This window comes from Agarivorans sp. DSG3-1, assembly GCF_046774965.1.
Taxonomy (GTDB): Bacteria; Pseudomonadota; Gammaproteobacteria; order Enterobacterales; family Celerinatantimonadaceae; genus Agarivorans.
Genome location: NZ_CP177241.1, coordinates 2,241,851 through 2,255,413 on the forward strand (window position 1 = coordinate 2,241,851; position 13,563 = coordinate 2,255,413).

16 protein-coding genes are annotated in these 13,563 nt (G+C 43.9%); 9 read left to right on the forward strand and 7 right to left on the reverse strand.

The features are described from left to right. The first annotated feature begins 76 nt into the window (after positions 1 to 76). Positions 77 to 769, forward strand: a complete 693-nt coding sequence (locus tag ACLD71_RS10465) for an SDR family NAD(P)-dependent oxidoreductase (protein ID WP_411994626.1) — start codon at positions 77 to 79, stop codon at positions 767 to 769. Positions 770 to 790: 21 nt separating this feature from the next. Here ACLD71_RS10465 and ACLD71_RS10470 read toward each other — a convergent pair whose 3' ends face one another. Continuing rightward, positions 791 to 1,972 carry an MFS transporter gene (locus ACLD71_RS10470; RefSeq protein ID WP_411994628.1) on the reverse strand — a complete coding sequence of 394 codons (1,182 nt, stop codon included), beginning with the start codon at positions 1,970 to 1,972 and terminating at the stop codon, positions 791 to 793. A 325-nt stretch (positions 1,973 to 2,297) separates the two neighbouring features. Between ACLD71_RS10470 and ACLD71_RS10475 the strand changes: the two genes are divergently transcribed. After that, positions 2,298 to 2,471, forward strand: a complete 174-nt coding sequence (locus ACLD71_RS10475) for a PA3496 family putative envelope integrity protein (protein WP_174235926.1) — start codon at positions 2,298 to 2,300, stop codon at positions 2,469 to 2,471. A 116-nt stretch (positions 2,472 to 2,587) separates the two neighbouring features. On the opposite strand, the gene ACLD71_RS10480 is transcribed toward ACLD71_RS10475, so the two are convergent. The 3 genes from ACLD71_RS10480 to ACLD71_RS10490 all read right to left on the reverse strand — a co-directional run bounded on the left by ACLD71_RS10480 (position 2,588) and on the right by ACLD71_RS10490 (position 4,945). Next, complete coding sequence (locus tag ACLD71_RS10480; protein ID WP_137672194.1) at positions 2,588 to 2,938, reverse strand: DUF2750 domain-containing protein; 351 nt, start codon at positions 2,936 to 2,938, stop codon at positions 2,588 to 2,590. Positions 2,939 to 3,079: 141 nt separating this feature from the next. Then, complete coding sequence (locus ACLD71_RS10485) at positions 3,080 to 3,646, reverse strand: rhomboid family intramembrane serine protease (protein ID WP_201798693.1); 567 nt, start codon at positions 3,644 to 3,646, stop codon at positions 3,080 to 3,082. A gap of 63 nt (positions 3,647 to 3,709) precedes the next feature. Next, positions 3,710 to 4,945 carry a DEAD/DEAH box helicase gene (locus ACLD71_RS10490; RefSeq protein ID WP_411994848.1) on the reverse strand — a complete coding sequence of 412 codons (1,236 nt, stop codon included), beginning with the start codon at positions 4,943 to 4,945 and terminating at the stop codon, positions 3,710 to 3,712. A gap of 186 nt (positions 4,946 to 5,131) precedes the next feature. Here ACLD71_RS10490 and ACLD71_RS10495 point away from each other — a divergent pair, with 186 nt between their 5' ends. Then, positions 5,132 to 6,334, forward strand: a complete 1,203-nt coding sequence (locus ACLD71_RS10495) for an ABC transporter substrate-binding protein (protein ID WP_411994630.1) — start codon at positions 5,132 to 5,134, stop codon at positions 6,332 to 6,334. 379 nt (positions 6,335 to 6,713) lie between these two features. After that, positions 6,714 to 7,211, forward strand: a complete 498-nt coding sequence (locus tag ACLD71_RS10500; protein ID WP_411994632.1) for a carbohydrate binding domain-containing protein — start codon at positions 6,714 to 6,716, stop codon at positions 7,209 to 7,211. Between the two features lie 40 nt (positions 7,212 to 7,251). Here the strand turns inward: ACLD71_RS10500 and ACLD71_RS10505 are convergent, their stop codons facing one another. Next, positions 7,252 to 7,527, reverse strand: coding sequence for a DUF3634 family protein (locus ACLD71_RS10505; RefSeq protein ID WP_137672191.1), 276 nt, complete (start codon positions 7,525 to 7,527; stop codon positions 7,252 to 7,254). Positions 7,528 to 7,691: 164 nt separating this feature from the next. Here ACLD71_RS10505 and ACLD71_RS10510 point away from each other — a divergent pair, with 164 nt between their 5' ends. Continuing rightward, positions 7,692 to 8,129 carry a DUF4399 domain-containing protein gene (locus tag ACLD71_RS10510; protein ID WP_411994634.1) on the forward strand — a complete coding sequence of 146 codons (438 nt, stop codon included), beginning with the start codon at positions 7,692 to 7,694 and terminating at the stop codon, positions 8,127 to 8,129. Between the two features lie 95 nt (positions 8,130 to 8,224). Further along, complete coding sequence (locus ACLD71_RS10515) at positions 8,225 to 9,139, forward strand: endonuclease/exonuclease/phosphatase family protein (protein WP_411994636.1); 915 nt, start codon at positions 8,225 to 8,227, stop codon at positions 9,137 to 9,139. Here the strand turns inward: ACLD71_RS10515 and ACLD71_RS10520 are convergent. Then, positions 9,134 to 10,477, reverse strand: coding sequence for an ABC1 kinase family protein (locus tag ACLD71_RS10520; protein WP_411994638.1), 1,344 nt, complete (start codon positions 10,475 to 10,477; stop codon positions 9,134 to 9,136). The genes ACLD71_RS10515 and ACLD71_RS10520 overlap by 6 nt on opposite strands. A gap of 228 nt (positions 10,478 to 10,705) precedes the next feature. Here ACLD71_RS10520 and ACLD71_RS10525 point away from each other — a divergent pair, with 228 nt between their 5' ends. Continuing rightward, entirely contained in the window at positions 10,706 to 11,362 is a 657-nt protein-coding gene (locus tag ACLD71_RS10525; RefSeq protein WP_411994640.1) for a DUF642 domain-containing protein, read from the forward strand. Positions 11,363 to 11,398: 36 nt separating this feature from the next. Here the strand turns inward: ACLD71_RS10525 and ACLD71_RS10530 are convergent, their stop codons facing one another. Then, positions 11,399 to 12,352: a response regulator gene (locus ACLD71_RS10530; RefSeq protein WP_411994641.1), complete on the reverse strand. Its 954-nt coding sequence runs from the start codon at positions 12,350 to 12,352 to the stop codon at positions 11,399 to 11,401. Between the two features lie 191 nt (positions 12,353 to 12,543). On the opposite strand from ACLD71_RS10530, the gene ACLD71_RS10535 reads away from it, so the two are divergent. Together ACLD71_RS10535 and ACLD71_RS10540 are read left to right on the forward strand one after the other, a co-directional pair. Beyond that, positions 12,544 to 12,909, forward strand: a complete 366-nt coding sequence (locus ACLD71_RS10535; RefSeq protein WP_411994643.1) for a 5-carboxymethyl-2-hydroxymuconate Delta-isomerase — start codon at positions 12,544 to 12,546, stop codon at positions 12,907 to 12,909. 183 nt (positions 12,910 to 13,092) lie between these two features. Further along, positions 13,093 to 13,500, forward strand: coding sequence for a hypothetical protein (locus ACLD71_RS10540; RefSeq protein WP_137672187.1), 408 nt, complete (start codon positions 13,093 to 13,095; stop codon positions 13,498 to 13,500). Positions 13,501 to 13,563 lie beyond the last annotated feature (63 nt).

The following is a 13,563-nucleotide window of genomic DNA, read 5'->3' on the forward strand; positions in this document are numbered from 1 at the left end:
GACTGGTTCGGTTTACTATATGCCATAGCTGTTTGTAGCTTAATGGCTGCAATTATTGAATTGAAGAGGCAAGTTGATGCAAATACAAGGTAAATGGGCACTGGTAACGGGAGCGAGTCGTGGTGTGGGCTTGCGAATTGCAAAGGCCTTAGCCAGCCAAGGTGCTAAAGTGATTGTGCATAGCCGTAGTTTAGATGCGTCGCAGCAAGTGGTTGAGCAAATTACCGCAGCGCAGGGCCATGCTGTGGCAGTGGCTGCCGAGCTTAGCGATAATGCCGCTATTGCGCAGCTAATTGAACAGGTTAACCTTATTACTGATAACTCGCTGGTGGTTCTGTACAACAACGCAGCAATAATGACACCTTGGCGAGAGGACAGCATAGTGCCTGCCAATGATTACGCCTTAAGCTTTCAAGTGAACTGTATTGCCCCCGCGGCCTTGTGTGACGCCTTCTTGCCGCAAATGAAAAAGCTAAAACAAGCAAGGATCGTCAATGTTACTTCTGGTATTGCCGACCAGCCGCAATTGATGGCCTATAGCTGTTCAAAAGCGGCTTTAGATCGCTATGTGCGAGACATGTTACCGAGTTTAGCGAACACTAGCGTGTTGATGAACTTGATGGATCCTGGCTGGTTACAAACAGATTTGGGCGGCGAGCATGCCCCAGATCATCCTGACTCAGTAATACCTGGTGCTTTAGTGCCAGTATTACTGAGCGATGAAGCAGGCAGTGGCCAGCTGTATTGTGCTCAAGACTATCGCGCATAACGCTTGATGCTTGCTAGGCCACTATATGCCAAAGGTTGGCGGTAAGTGGCCTCTGCCATCTTTTTCTTTAACTGCCACCAATAACATGTACAGGCTGGTACTGGCTAAAATAGCCGCTAAGTAAAGCGGCAGTTGGCGGCCCCATACTGCGCTAAAATCAGCGATTAAGGGGCCAACTATGGAGCCTATGCTATAGCTGATAAGCATGAACTCGGTAATGGCCACAATGTTGTCTGACTGGGCATTTACACAGGCTTGGCTGATTGCAATTGGATAGAGCGAAAACGTGCTCGCGCCCAATATAAACAATGCGACTGACAAGCCCAGCCAGCTTTTTGCTAACACCACCGCTATTGCGGCTAGCACACCAATGCTGGCCATCATAGCTTGCAGCAATGTTTTGCTAAATCGCGCAGAAAGGTAACTGCTTAAGGGCTGAATTAACATGCCGCCAAGCACCAAACAAGCCATTAACTTACCTACGTTATTACCCCAAACACTTAAGCTACTTAAATAGCTTGGCATTAAGCCGTATATAGGACCAAGAATTAAGCCGGAAACAATACAACCAATAATGGCGGGTTTACTTAATGTTGAAAACGCCTTAAATGACAATGTTTGATGCTGGGTTTGAGTTGGTGCATTGCTGCGGCTAAGCAGAGGCGCCAAAATAGCCAAGCTTAATAACACCATTACAGTTAAAAATGGTACAGAACCACTGATACCAAAAGGCTCTATTAGCAGTTGCCCAAAAGCATTTCCCGCATACAAGGTTGCCATGTATATTCCCAAGCGGCTTGTGCGCTGTTTGTCATCGTCAACCAATAACAACCAAGACTCAACAATAATAAATACACCTGCCGTTGCAGCGCCTGCGATAAACCGTAAGGCTAACCAGCTAATGGTATAAGGCAATTGCCACATTAACACCACACAGCTGAATATGACTGCAAGGCACAATGCTAAGGCGCGTCGGTGACCCATTTTAGAAATGACTTTTTGGGCGGCTAACGCTCCTCCAAGCAGGCCAGTGTAATAAGCACTCGCTAACCATGCGCTTAAGCCTAGAGGTAGAGACAAACCTGCTAATGCGAGGGGTAACAAGCTCATAAAGTAACCAGAGGCTATAGCAAACAAAGCTAAACCCAATAAGGGTGCAAATATTCCGTTTGCAGGCGAAGGTGTAACAGTAATACTTTGCATGGCTTACCAATAATTAAGGTGCGACTAAAAGAATGTGCTTTGATTAAAGCCGTGCGATAATGCCAACAAATTTTGAAAGGGTAAAACAAAGTATATTTGTCGAAACGATAAACACAATTTGATATATCTATTCGCTAATTAACTTTGTTTAACTCATTGATTTTAAATGTTTTAGTTTGGTTTTGGTGTGTTTTTTTGTGCCTGTTTTTTTGATTGACCTAATGGCTAATTTATAGCAAATTTAACGGGCTGGTCGAGTGCTGTTTTAGCTTAGTTACTGGCAAAGAAATGTCTGTAATATTATTGAGTCGAGTAGGTATAGAGTATGAAATTCTCAAGGTTTGACGATATTGATGAATGGGATGACGAAGATAAAGCCCATCACGTTAAACAGCATAAAAAAGTTAAAAATGGGGCTCGTACGCGGCGTAGAATTGATGAATACAACGAAAGAAAACAGTTAGACAACTGCCTTTCTGAATTGGCGAGTTTTTCTTAAAGCAGCGCTTAGAAGAGCGAGCAAACAAGTTCCATGTAAGTCACCTTAGTAATGACACTGCGTAAATCAAAAAGCCACTGAGTTCAGTGGCTTTTTTTTATTCTACGACTGCTCTTTTAGGCGTCGTCTTCGGCCAGTTGCTTGGCTAAACTAAAGGCTTCGATTTCTTCACCGACTAGATTCTCATCTAAATCGATTGCCACTAGCACTTTGTCTTCGTCTAAGCTGGGTAGCCACTCTTCAAAAAAATCTTCAAGTTTTACTGCTACTGGCTGGTAATCAGCCCAGTCTTCTATGCATAAAGCCTGAGCGTTCGCTTGTTTAGAGAATAACGGCATGACATCGGTGGCTTCAAACTCAATTGAGTCAACCACAACAAATTCCTCATCGGCGCTCAATACCCACAGCTCACCGGCTGCGATAACCGCTTTACTAAAGGCTGAAAGGTTGGTTTCTGATGTAGACATGATTTGCTCCGTAGTTGTTAGCTCGGGATAGTTGCGCAAGTTGAGCCTATACGCAAGTAATATAACCCAAAAGCGGTAAATGAACCGGCATGGCTTATTGCTTGGTGGATTTTACAGCGAAGTTTAGCCCTTAAAATGCTTCTATTTTAGCTTTTTAAACTTAACTAAACCCCACGCCATAACAATGCCTGCCACTGTACCAAAAGCATGTGACGACCAACTTACATTAGCTTTTAAATGAAATAAGCCCCAGAACATACCGCCATAAGCCAGTAATACAATCGCTGCAATGAACACACTTTTAATGCTGCGGCTAAACCAAGCATTGGCTAACAGTAATCCCCAGTAACCAAAGATAAGGCTGCTAGCACCTGCATGAACACCGGTTCCGCCAAACAGCCAAACTAATGCCCCACCAAGCAAGGCAATAACTAAGGTACTTTGCCATAGGATTACGCGACCAAGTTGGGCCACTAGGAACATTAATATCGCCAGTGGCAGCAAGTTAGATAATAGGTGTAACCACCCATGATGAATAAGCGGCGCTAAGGGGATCCCTATTAAGCCTGATGCGGATCGGGGCACAATGCCTAAAGCTGAAACTGCACCTAAGCTAATGGTATTAATCCCTTGAACCAGTATTAGCAATAAACAGAAATACATAATGTCGCGTAGACTTCGCTTAAGCTGAGGGGATAGGCTTATCATGATGCGGCTTAACCTTAAAATTATTGTTAGTGACCAAGTGGCAAAAGTTACCAGAGATTGGTTTCAAGATCTGCGATTTTTACTGGTAGTATTTAAAGCTCTTTTTCGCGCATTTTTCTTTTGGGCGGAGCGAGAGTTACGCTTATTCGTGGGGGCAGGTTTAGTTAAATCGGGTTCAAAGCCCGGAAACCATTGCTGAGGTAAGCGCCTATCTAATTGCACCTCTAATTCGGCTAATAGGTGTTCGTCTTCAACACTTAATAAAGTAACGGCCGTGCCAGTTTGGCCGGCGCGCCCAGTTCGGCCGATGCGATGAATGTAGTCTTCGCTTTTAAAAGGTAGTTCTTGGTTTATCACGTATTTCAGTTCATCTATATCTAAACCTCGGGCAGCAACATCGGTAGCCACTAGCGCACTAATTTCGCCAGTTTTAAATTTGGCTAAAACTTGCTCTCGCGCCGCTTGTGACAAATCGCCATGAAAAGGCGCGGCATTAATTTGTTGGCTAGTAAGCTGCTTAACCAGTTTATCTACAGCTTGTTTAGTTCGACAAAACACTAAGCTTTGTTGCCAGTTTTTCTGCTTAATAAAATGGCAGAGTAGGGCCGTTTTTTTATCGCTATCTACGTTGTAAACTCGTTCTTCAATGCTAGCGGCCTTGCTAGTGGCTTTGGTTATTTCTAATTGCTTTGGGTTGCGTAACAAGGGTTTAGCAAAGCGGTAAATACTGTCGTCTAAAGTGGCCGAGAATAACAAGGTTTGTCGTTGTTTAGGCACAAAACTCAATAGTGCTTTAAGCTCGTCTTTAAATCCCATGTCTAGCATTCTGTCGGCTTCATCTAATACTAGAAATGCCAAGTTTTTTAATGAACAAGAGCTTCGATTGAGGTGATCTAATAAGCGCCCAGGCGTGGCAACCAATATGTCGCAGCCAGCGCTAAGTTGTTGCTGCTGTTGTTCAATGCCCACGCCACCATAAAGCAATACAGAATCTAGTTCACAGTGTTTGGAGTAGGTTTGCAGGCTGGCATGTACTTGCTGGGCAAGTTCGCGAGTAGGGGTTAATACTAAGGCTTTAATTTGTTTAGGTTCGCAGCGCTTAGCTTGGCTAAGTAAGTGCAAAATAGGCAAGCTGAAGGCGGCAGTTTTACCGGTACCGGTTTGCGCACAAGCCATAAGATCTCGCCCCGCTAGAATCTCGGGTATAGCTTGTTGTTGAATAGGTGTCGCTTGCTGGTAACCCGCATCGTTAAGGTTGTTAACTAGCGTTTGGTTTAGGGAAAGTTGCTGGAAAGACATGTTATTGCCAAGTGCAAATGTAGTGCTCATATTATACCTAAAGTCATTAGGTTTGGGTGATGATTTACCATTAAATCATTGGTTTATACGTCCATTTAATATGCACTAAACGCGCGCAATATGATTAAGGACTACACTTTAGATATTCTAGCTAAGTGAGTTAGAAAATATTCTTTAGGAAGAAGAATGCAAATAAGATGTTTATGGATGGTAATAGCGTTAATGAGTTGGAACTGCGTTGCTCAAGAGCTAACGGTGTCGCTGCTATTAACGCCCAAACAACGCAATGCTTTTCATTCCACTTTTAAAGGTTTTACCGAAGAAACCGGCATCAAAATAACCACCATCACCCGTGATGATCACGACTATAAGGAGAAGCTGCCTATTTGGCTCAATGGCGAGAGCAACGCTCCTGATGTAATGCACTGGCAAGCCTCGCAGCGTCTTTTTTATTATTCTCGACAGGGCTTAGTGAGACCAATTACTAAGCTTTGGCAAGATTTAAGGCTAGATCAGGGCTTTGGCCATTTACAAAGCGGAGTAAGCGATAATGGCCAGATTTATGCGCTGCCGATTGCCTATTATCATTGGGGGATCTTTTATCGTAAATCACTGGTTGAAGAATTCGGCGGGCCACAGCGCTTTTGGGAAGGTTTTGTCGATCAATGTGAAAAACTGAAACAAGCCGGAATAACGCCTATAAGCATTGGAACCAAAAACTTCTGGCCTTCAGCGGCTTGGTTTGAGTATCTAAATTTACGTTTTAACGATTTGAAGTTTCATCAGCAGGTACTGAGTGGAAAGGTTTCTTTCTACGATGATCGTTTGAGAACGGTGTTCGAGCGATGGGCGTACTTAATTGAGCAGAAGTACTTTAATGCTGATCATCACGAATATACCTGGGACGGAGTATTGCCGCATTTTTACCGGGAGCGTAGTGCCTTTTTGCTATTAGGTAATTTTGTTGCGACAAAGTGGCCAGATAAGTTACGGGACGATATTGGTTTTATGCAGTTTCCGGTGTTATTAGGTAAGCCTATCTATGAAGTCGCTCCTACTGATGTTTTTATGATTGCTCGACATTCTCAGAATGTTAAACAAGCAGAAGCATTTATTAAATATATGGCTAGGCCAGAGATTCAAATGCAGCTTGCACAAGGTTTAAGCTATATTCCTGCTTCTAAAAATGCTCACGTAATGGCACATTCTGAAGTGGAAGAGGCGGCCAATATGCTGAAAGCCTCATTAGGAGTGTCTCAATACTTTGACCGAGAAACGATCGCCGAATTTGAGCATATTGCAGTACGTGCTTTTACCCGCTTTTTAGATGATGCCGATATTACGCGCCTCCAACGGGATTTAGAGCGTGCTAGGTTGCAAGCTTTTTGATGGAAACTTCGGTCACTGCCCATCATATTTAATGATTTTATCACTAAGCGTGGTATTGCTTTCATAAAATCCCCCTCAAAGTTACTTTCATATCAATTAATCGCTTGAACTTGCTCACAAAAATCAGCTCTATTGCTGTTTTTATAAACCAATAAACTTGAGAATGCCATTTAAGTAATTTGGTATTACAAATAAAAGGGTTTGGGAAGACCTAAGCAACCATTATCTCAGCAAAGACTGAGGAATCTATGCTTAAAAATTTGTGTTATAAGATTACTTATTTTAAGCGGGCACGTAATCGCAACTCCCGTGCTGCAAGTAAGCTCATCTCGTTACTTTTGCGGCGTGCTTCTTTGGCTGAAAAATAAGGAAATTGAACATGTTAAAGCAACCTTCGCTTTTGCTGTGTGGTTTAGTAATCTCGCTGTTAGCCGGCAATGTATACGCGGCTAGAGTTAAAGTTATTAATGCTGATTTTGAGCAAGGCTGGTATGGCTGGAAAAAGTCTGGCCCGTCAGCAATATCTGACCATGGGCGAGACGACGAGTCCTCAGCAAAAATCACTGGTGAATCAGGACGTGTAGAACAAGATGTTAGGGTAGTACCCAATACTGATTATACGCTTATGGCCTTTATGAAAGGCTCTGGTCAAATTGGTGTGAATACGGTCGCTGAGTTAACCGAGAAACAAAAAGCAGTAAACAAATTTCAAACGCTTACGATGAAAACTTACTCAGATGATGATTATCATCCCGATTGGGAAAAAATCACTGTAGATTTTAATAGTGGTAACTCGGATACCGTCACCATTTTTGCAGCTTATGAAGATGGAACTGGCCGGTTCGATCGTTTTAGGGTGATACAAAAGAGAGATTAGCGCTTGGTTCAGCCCTATTAGTACCCAGCAAACGCCGCGACTAGCGGCGTTTTAAGTTTCCGTCATTGCTTGGCGTTGGGTTAGGCTTCCATACATTACGCAGGCGCTGTAATACATTTTCGGGGATAGATTTAGAACACTCTAGGGTCACTTGGCGGCCACGTTTCATGCCGTATATTTTCCCGGTAACTGCTTGGCTAGTGCGTTGTACTAGCTTTATTTCGTGCAAAAAATACTCTGGTACTCGACCCTTAGTGACCTCGACGCGAATCCCGTCTACCTTAATCACAAACTCTGCTGTTATTGCTTTTAACATGTTCACCTACCGCTTTAAGGCTGATTTACTGAGCTATTTTTGTTTTATAGTAAAAGAATACGTAAGGTAATTCTATTTCGTTCAATGCTTCGGCCTTTGCTTAGTCTTAAGTTCGTTACTACCTTTTAAGTCAACCTTTCTGTTCAGTGACTAACGAGGTTTATATGTGTGGACTTAGAAAATTGTTTACAATGGGCATGTTGCTTAGTGCAAGTGTCGGAATGGTAGCGTTGCCTAGTGCGGCCGTTACCAAAGCGCCGGAAGGGGCATCGGTTTATATTATTTCGCCTAAAGATGGTGAGGTGCTTAGTAGCCCATTAACGGTGACGTTTGGCTTAAAGGGCATGGGGGTTGCGCCAGCGGGTGTGGATAGAGAAAACACTGGTCATCATCATTTGCTGATTGACGTAAAGCAACTTCCAAACTTAGAAATGCCAGTACCTGCAGATGCTCAGCACGTGCACTTTGGTGGCGGACAAACTGAGGTCACCATTGAACTCATGCCTGGCGAGCATAGTTTGCAGTTGCTGCTGGGCGATATGCACCATATTCCACACCAACCGCCTATCCTGTCTGAGAAAATAACCATTACCGTAGAATGAGCTTGCTAGTCGGCGATGTTTAGCGCACATTGGCTTTATAAACAATGTGTTAGTAGTGGTGTAAGGAGTAAATAATTAAAGTACTTAGTTTAAACTTGCTGAATTATTTAGCACCTCCTTATGCCGCTTATGAATTTGATAACATATTGGATGCCAAACAGTGGCAAGCAAAACAAGCTTGGTTAAGCCGCATGGTTAACCAAGCTCAAGCTGATGTGATGGCTTTTCAAGAAGTGTTTAGCGCCGAGGCTTTAGCTGAGCAATGTAAGGCCTTGGGTTATCCCTATTTCTTAGCGACGCCCAGTGCGTTAGATGAATCGAGTTATGTGTATCGCAAACCCGGTTTAGCACTGGCCAGCAAATACCCTCTACGTAGTGGCTCCTTGTATAACTCTGGCAATATCGATCTATTTAGTCGCCAGCCATTGGTGGCTAAGGTAAAGCTTGGTTCCTTAGGCTGGGTAAAGTGCTATGTTGTGCACCTTAAATCTAAACGGCCGATGTTGGATGAAGATATTCAAGGCAAGCCTAGTGATATTGATGAATACATGGGGCGCTGGCAATCAGACAATTTGCGCAATCAAGAGGTCACCTTGTTGATGCAAGATATACTGAGTTGTCGCAAGTACAAACTTGAGCCCTTAATGATAATGGGTGACTTTAATGATGATTTATCTAAAGGGGCGTTAGCGCATTTATTTGATGAACCCCAGCCACACCACGATGATGTAGAACAAGCTTGGCGCTTACATGACGCTTACTGCTTGAGCTCTTCAGCGACGCCTCGACCTGCTACTCACTACTACGGTGGTCAGGCGAATGTATTGGATTACATTATATTGTCGGGTGAGTTTTCGGCCGATTACCAGCAACAAATGGCAGAGGTGAGCGCCTATCACTGCTTCGACCGCCATCTTACTCATGCCGATTTTTCAATCGACAGCCAAGCTAGCGATCATGCTGCGGTGATGATTGAGCTAAACGCCAGAGGGGGTAGTATTGGCTTATAATCTATAGGGTTCAAATACTTGCTTCAGGTTCACTTTCGCTTTTAGACGGCTGGCTAACAAATACATACCGCCAATCTTCCTATGGATTAGCAGCACATCAATGGGCGGAGTGTTCCAATAGTCGTGCTCGTAACTCAAGGTCATTCCGGTTTCGCGTAATTGTTTAGCCAGCGGAGATTGAGCAAAGTCATAATCTCCGTCAAATTGCAGTGGTTTAATGACCATTGATAGCATTAACTTTAAGGTGGCAATTTGTCGCTCAGTGCTGTCGTCATTCACAAAACCTAAATCAGTGAGCGCGGCTAAATCTAAGGAAAAAGGCTGGTTTAAGGCTTTGCTTAACAAATGTCGGTAACCAGCTGAGAGTGCAGAGGGAAGTTGTCTGGTTGCGCCAAAATCAAGCAATATGATTTTTTGAGACTGCTTGGAGTAGAGGTAGTTGGCAAAATTAGGATCTGTTTGCATTAGCCCAAACTCAAACAACTCCATCATCAGTAGCTTAAACAGGTTATGCATTATTTTGTCGCGCAGTGCCTGTGGCTCTTCGCTTAGCTGATCAATAACCTCTCCATCATGATGGCTCATTGTGAGAATGTTGCTGGTGGTTAGGTGATCAAATAATTGTGGTAATTCAAATTCAGGGTGAGTCGCTAATTTTTGTTGGTACTGGCGTAAATACTCCGATTCTTGCAGGTAATCGGCTTCTTGGTGAAGCTGTAGCTTGGCATCTTGTAAGATTTGCTGATAATCAAACTGCTTCGGTAACAAGCCGCTTAGATTAAGCAAGCTAACAACATTATCTACATCACTATCAATGCTGTCTTTTACCCCAGGATACTGAATTTTAATGGCAACCCGTTGTTGCTGGCTGAGATAGGCACTGTGCACTTGGCCAATAGATGCGGCCGCAATTGGTTGCAGTGAAAATTGCTGAAACTGTTGTTGCCAATCTTCGCCCCATTCTTTAAGCAGTACTTGGCTTAGCTGGCCTATCGGCATGGGATCGGCATCGGCACGCAATCTCGCCAGTAACTCACTCACTTCTTTGGGTAGCATCTCTCCCGCATCCATCGACATTAACTGGCCAACTTTCATGGCAGCTCCGCGCAATTTAGCCAGTTGGTCTGCTACCCGTCTCACGTTATTTGGGGTAAGTAACACCTCATTAAGTTTAGGGCGTTTTCCGGCGGCGAGTTGCACCGCACCTTCGGCGATCATTCCGCCTGCTACGCGTGAAGCCAGCGAACCAAGGCGACCAAGCCGAGCTAAGCGGCCACTGGGTACCTTTGAGGCCTTAGAGTGTTTAGGGCTATTGATATCGCTACCTACTAAGAGCAAAAGACTGTGCCTAACAATACGCCATTATTTTTCATTTAGATCGAATATTGTGAAAAAACACAGCGTTAAGCCTAGGGCTTTTAAGGGTTTCGCAATCTGAAAATCAACCCGGCTGATAGTTTATATTTAATCTTATCAATGGCTTATGTTTGTGTTTCTCCTTTGGCCTAAAGCTTGCCTAGTCATCAGTAAATCAAGTGAATTTGCAAATTGCCAGAAGAGGCCAAAATGAAAAAATTATTAGGATTGTTATGTTGTTTACCGCTGTTCGCCAACGCCGGGATTATTACTAACGGAAGCTTTGAGAGTAATGATGTTCGCCGTGGTGGCTGGAGCTACTTCTCGAGTAATGATGTGCAAGGTTGGCAGGGGCACAACATTGAGATTTGGGATAACTTATTCAACATCAATGCGGTTGAGGGCGATCAATTCATTGAGCTTAACGCCCACTGTTCTGGAGGTGGTTCACGAGCTTGCCAACTGGGTAAATACAGCATTTACCAAGACTTTGCGAGTAACCAAGGGCAGCAGTACAGTTTCGGTTTATCTTACCGAGCGAGAACTAACAGAAATGAGTCTTTTCAGGTAAGTATTGAAGATAGCGTGGGTAATACGGTGTATTCGCAGTTATTGGCCGATCATAATAATAATTCGTGGCGTCAATTCAGCGGAACCTTTGTAGCAAACGATAACTGGTCGAGGATTCGGTTGGATTCGATGATTAATGGTTCGCTAGGCAACTTAATCGATAACGTTTACGTTGAGGCCATTCCGGTGAGTAGCTTTAGCGCAGCCACCTTTGCCGTATCTGAGCCAGCAAGTATTATTTTGCTTATTTTTGCCTTAGCGGCTTTGATTATCCTTCGAAAAAAACGAGCCGATTAAGGCTCGTTTTTACAAAAGGCAATATCAAACAGGTGCTTATCGTTTTAGGTAAGCTTGTAATACTTCACCACCACTATCAACATTCAAAGGCTTAAAGATAAAACCTTGAATACCCTGGCTCTGACAAGCATCTACCACACTGGCATCGGTAACCGAAGACAGCATTACAATGGGCGTGCTTTGGTCCGTTTCGCGCATTATTGCTAAGGCTTTGTCACCGTTAAGGCGGTTCATCACCACATCCATAAATACAAAATCAGGCTGTTTGTTTAGCAATTGCTCTACGGCGGTATCGCCATCTTCTGCTTCGATCACATTGTGATAACCAATACCGGCTAAGATTCGAAGCATTGCTTTCCTAATTAATGGGCTGTCATCCACCGTCATGATTAAAGCACCTTTTGCTAGGGGCTCACCTTCTGTTGGCGGCGCAACAATACAGGCGTCACTGTTAATTACCACTTCTTGATAGCTGTTTTGTTGGTCAAGCTGACGCACCAATAAGTTGAAGTAGTAACGGCCTACGCCTTCTACATGCACGGGTACCGTAACAATTTGTTGTACGCCCTCTAGGTAGCGGCTCATGTCAGCTAAATCTAATGCAACATGGGGGCTAGAAAACTCGAAGCCGAGTTTGTGTTGTTGTAATAAATGGGTGGCGCGACCAACAATGGTATTCCCCCATTCCTCTAGGGCTGCTACTAACTCTTCGTCTAAGCTGTCACTGTTACTTGCTTCACCGACTAAAGATTGTTGAACGGCTTGGCCTATTGCTACGGCCGTTTCTTGGTAGTGGTGCATTAAAACCACGCCGTCTAGTTGCCCTTGCATGTCAGAACAAACCGCGTAACCTTTAAAGCGAAAATCTTCTACTTTATCAATGAAGGGTTCGTCGGCAGTGCCGTCTAAACCGGTCATGAGTTTAAGGCTCTGTAAAGATTCTTGAATGAAAGGATGAAGAATAATTTTATGAATGGTTTCTACTGTCATAATTTTCCTTTAATAATAGAGCCCAAGTGGGATCTATCTGCTACTCCTAGAGCATTTGTCATATGTTTGATAACGCAAACTACTCTATGGAAGAAGTATTTACGATTCAAGCAAAGCGAACAAATGTGCGATCCCTGCCTATAAAAGGCAGGAAACCAGTACCGGATTACTACCCAGACTAAGGAAAGCCCATGCCACATTGTGTAATAGAATGCCCTGCAGATTTAGCTCGAATTGTTAATTTTGATGTTTTAGTGGAAGCCGTTCATGACGCGGTCGAAGCCAGCGGCTTGTTTGCTGATGGCGATGTAAAAGCTCGTTTAGTACTGGCTAATCACTATCGGGTTGGCGGTAAGCGCGCTCCTTATGTGCATACTTCAGTGCATATCTTAAGTGGCCGTAGTGAGCTACAGAAAAAGCACTTAGCCGACGCGGTTGCTAAAGCTGTGTGTGAGTTATTACCTAGCGTGAAAATGGTATCGGTAGAGGTAAGGGGTATTGCTCAGCAATATTACAGTAATCGCGCAGCAGTGAGTGCTTTGAGCGAAGCGGTGTAAGGCCTTTGGCTGTTTCGTCATGCAGATTAAGTACGGCGCCCGTTTCACTGTTCCGAAAAATGGAACAATATAACTCGCGGCTGCCGCTCAATCTTCTTAACTTTCTTGGTTAGTCTATGGTTGTTCACCAACGAGCTAAGTCTCTTTCTGGAGACTCAGCGTTTTACAACCAAGAGAGTTTATATGAAACATACTAAGAATCTATTGCTTACTGCATCACTTAGCGCTTTGTTTGCCAGTTCTGTAGCACTGGCGAATGCACCAGAGCAAAATGACGACATCCTCACTCATCAGCAGCGCCAAGTTGTTGAAGAGGCCGAACGTTTAGGTCGTTGTTTAGCGGTACATGCCCACGAAAACGATGCACCGGTTCGTGCAGGGTTAGCGGGAATGATTAGCACTGTGCAGCAACCCGATCATGAAGCCATTGCCTTTATGACGCTAGTGGGTGAAGAAGCGGGTTACACCGTAGGTATGTTAGATGCACTGCAAAGCCAAGGTAATAATACCAGTGAGTACCTTGTATCTATCAAGAGCAGTAACAATTGTAAGATAGATGAAACGATTAGCGAGCTTACCCTGCAGCAATAGATTGTTCGAACCGCCCAAGGAAGGGGCTAGGTTCCAGCTATGCCGCTCTCTAATGGCTTAAGA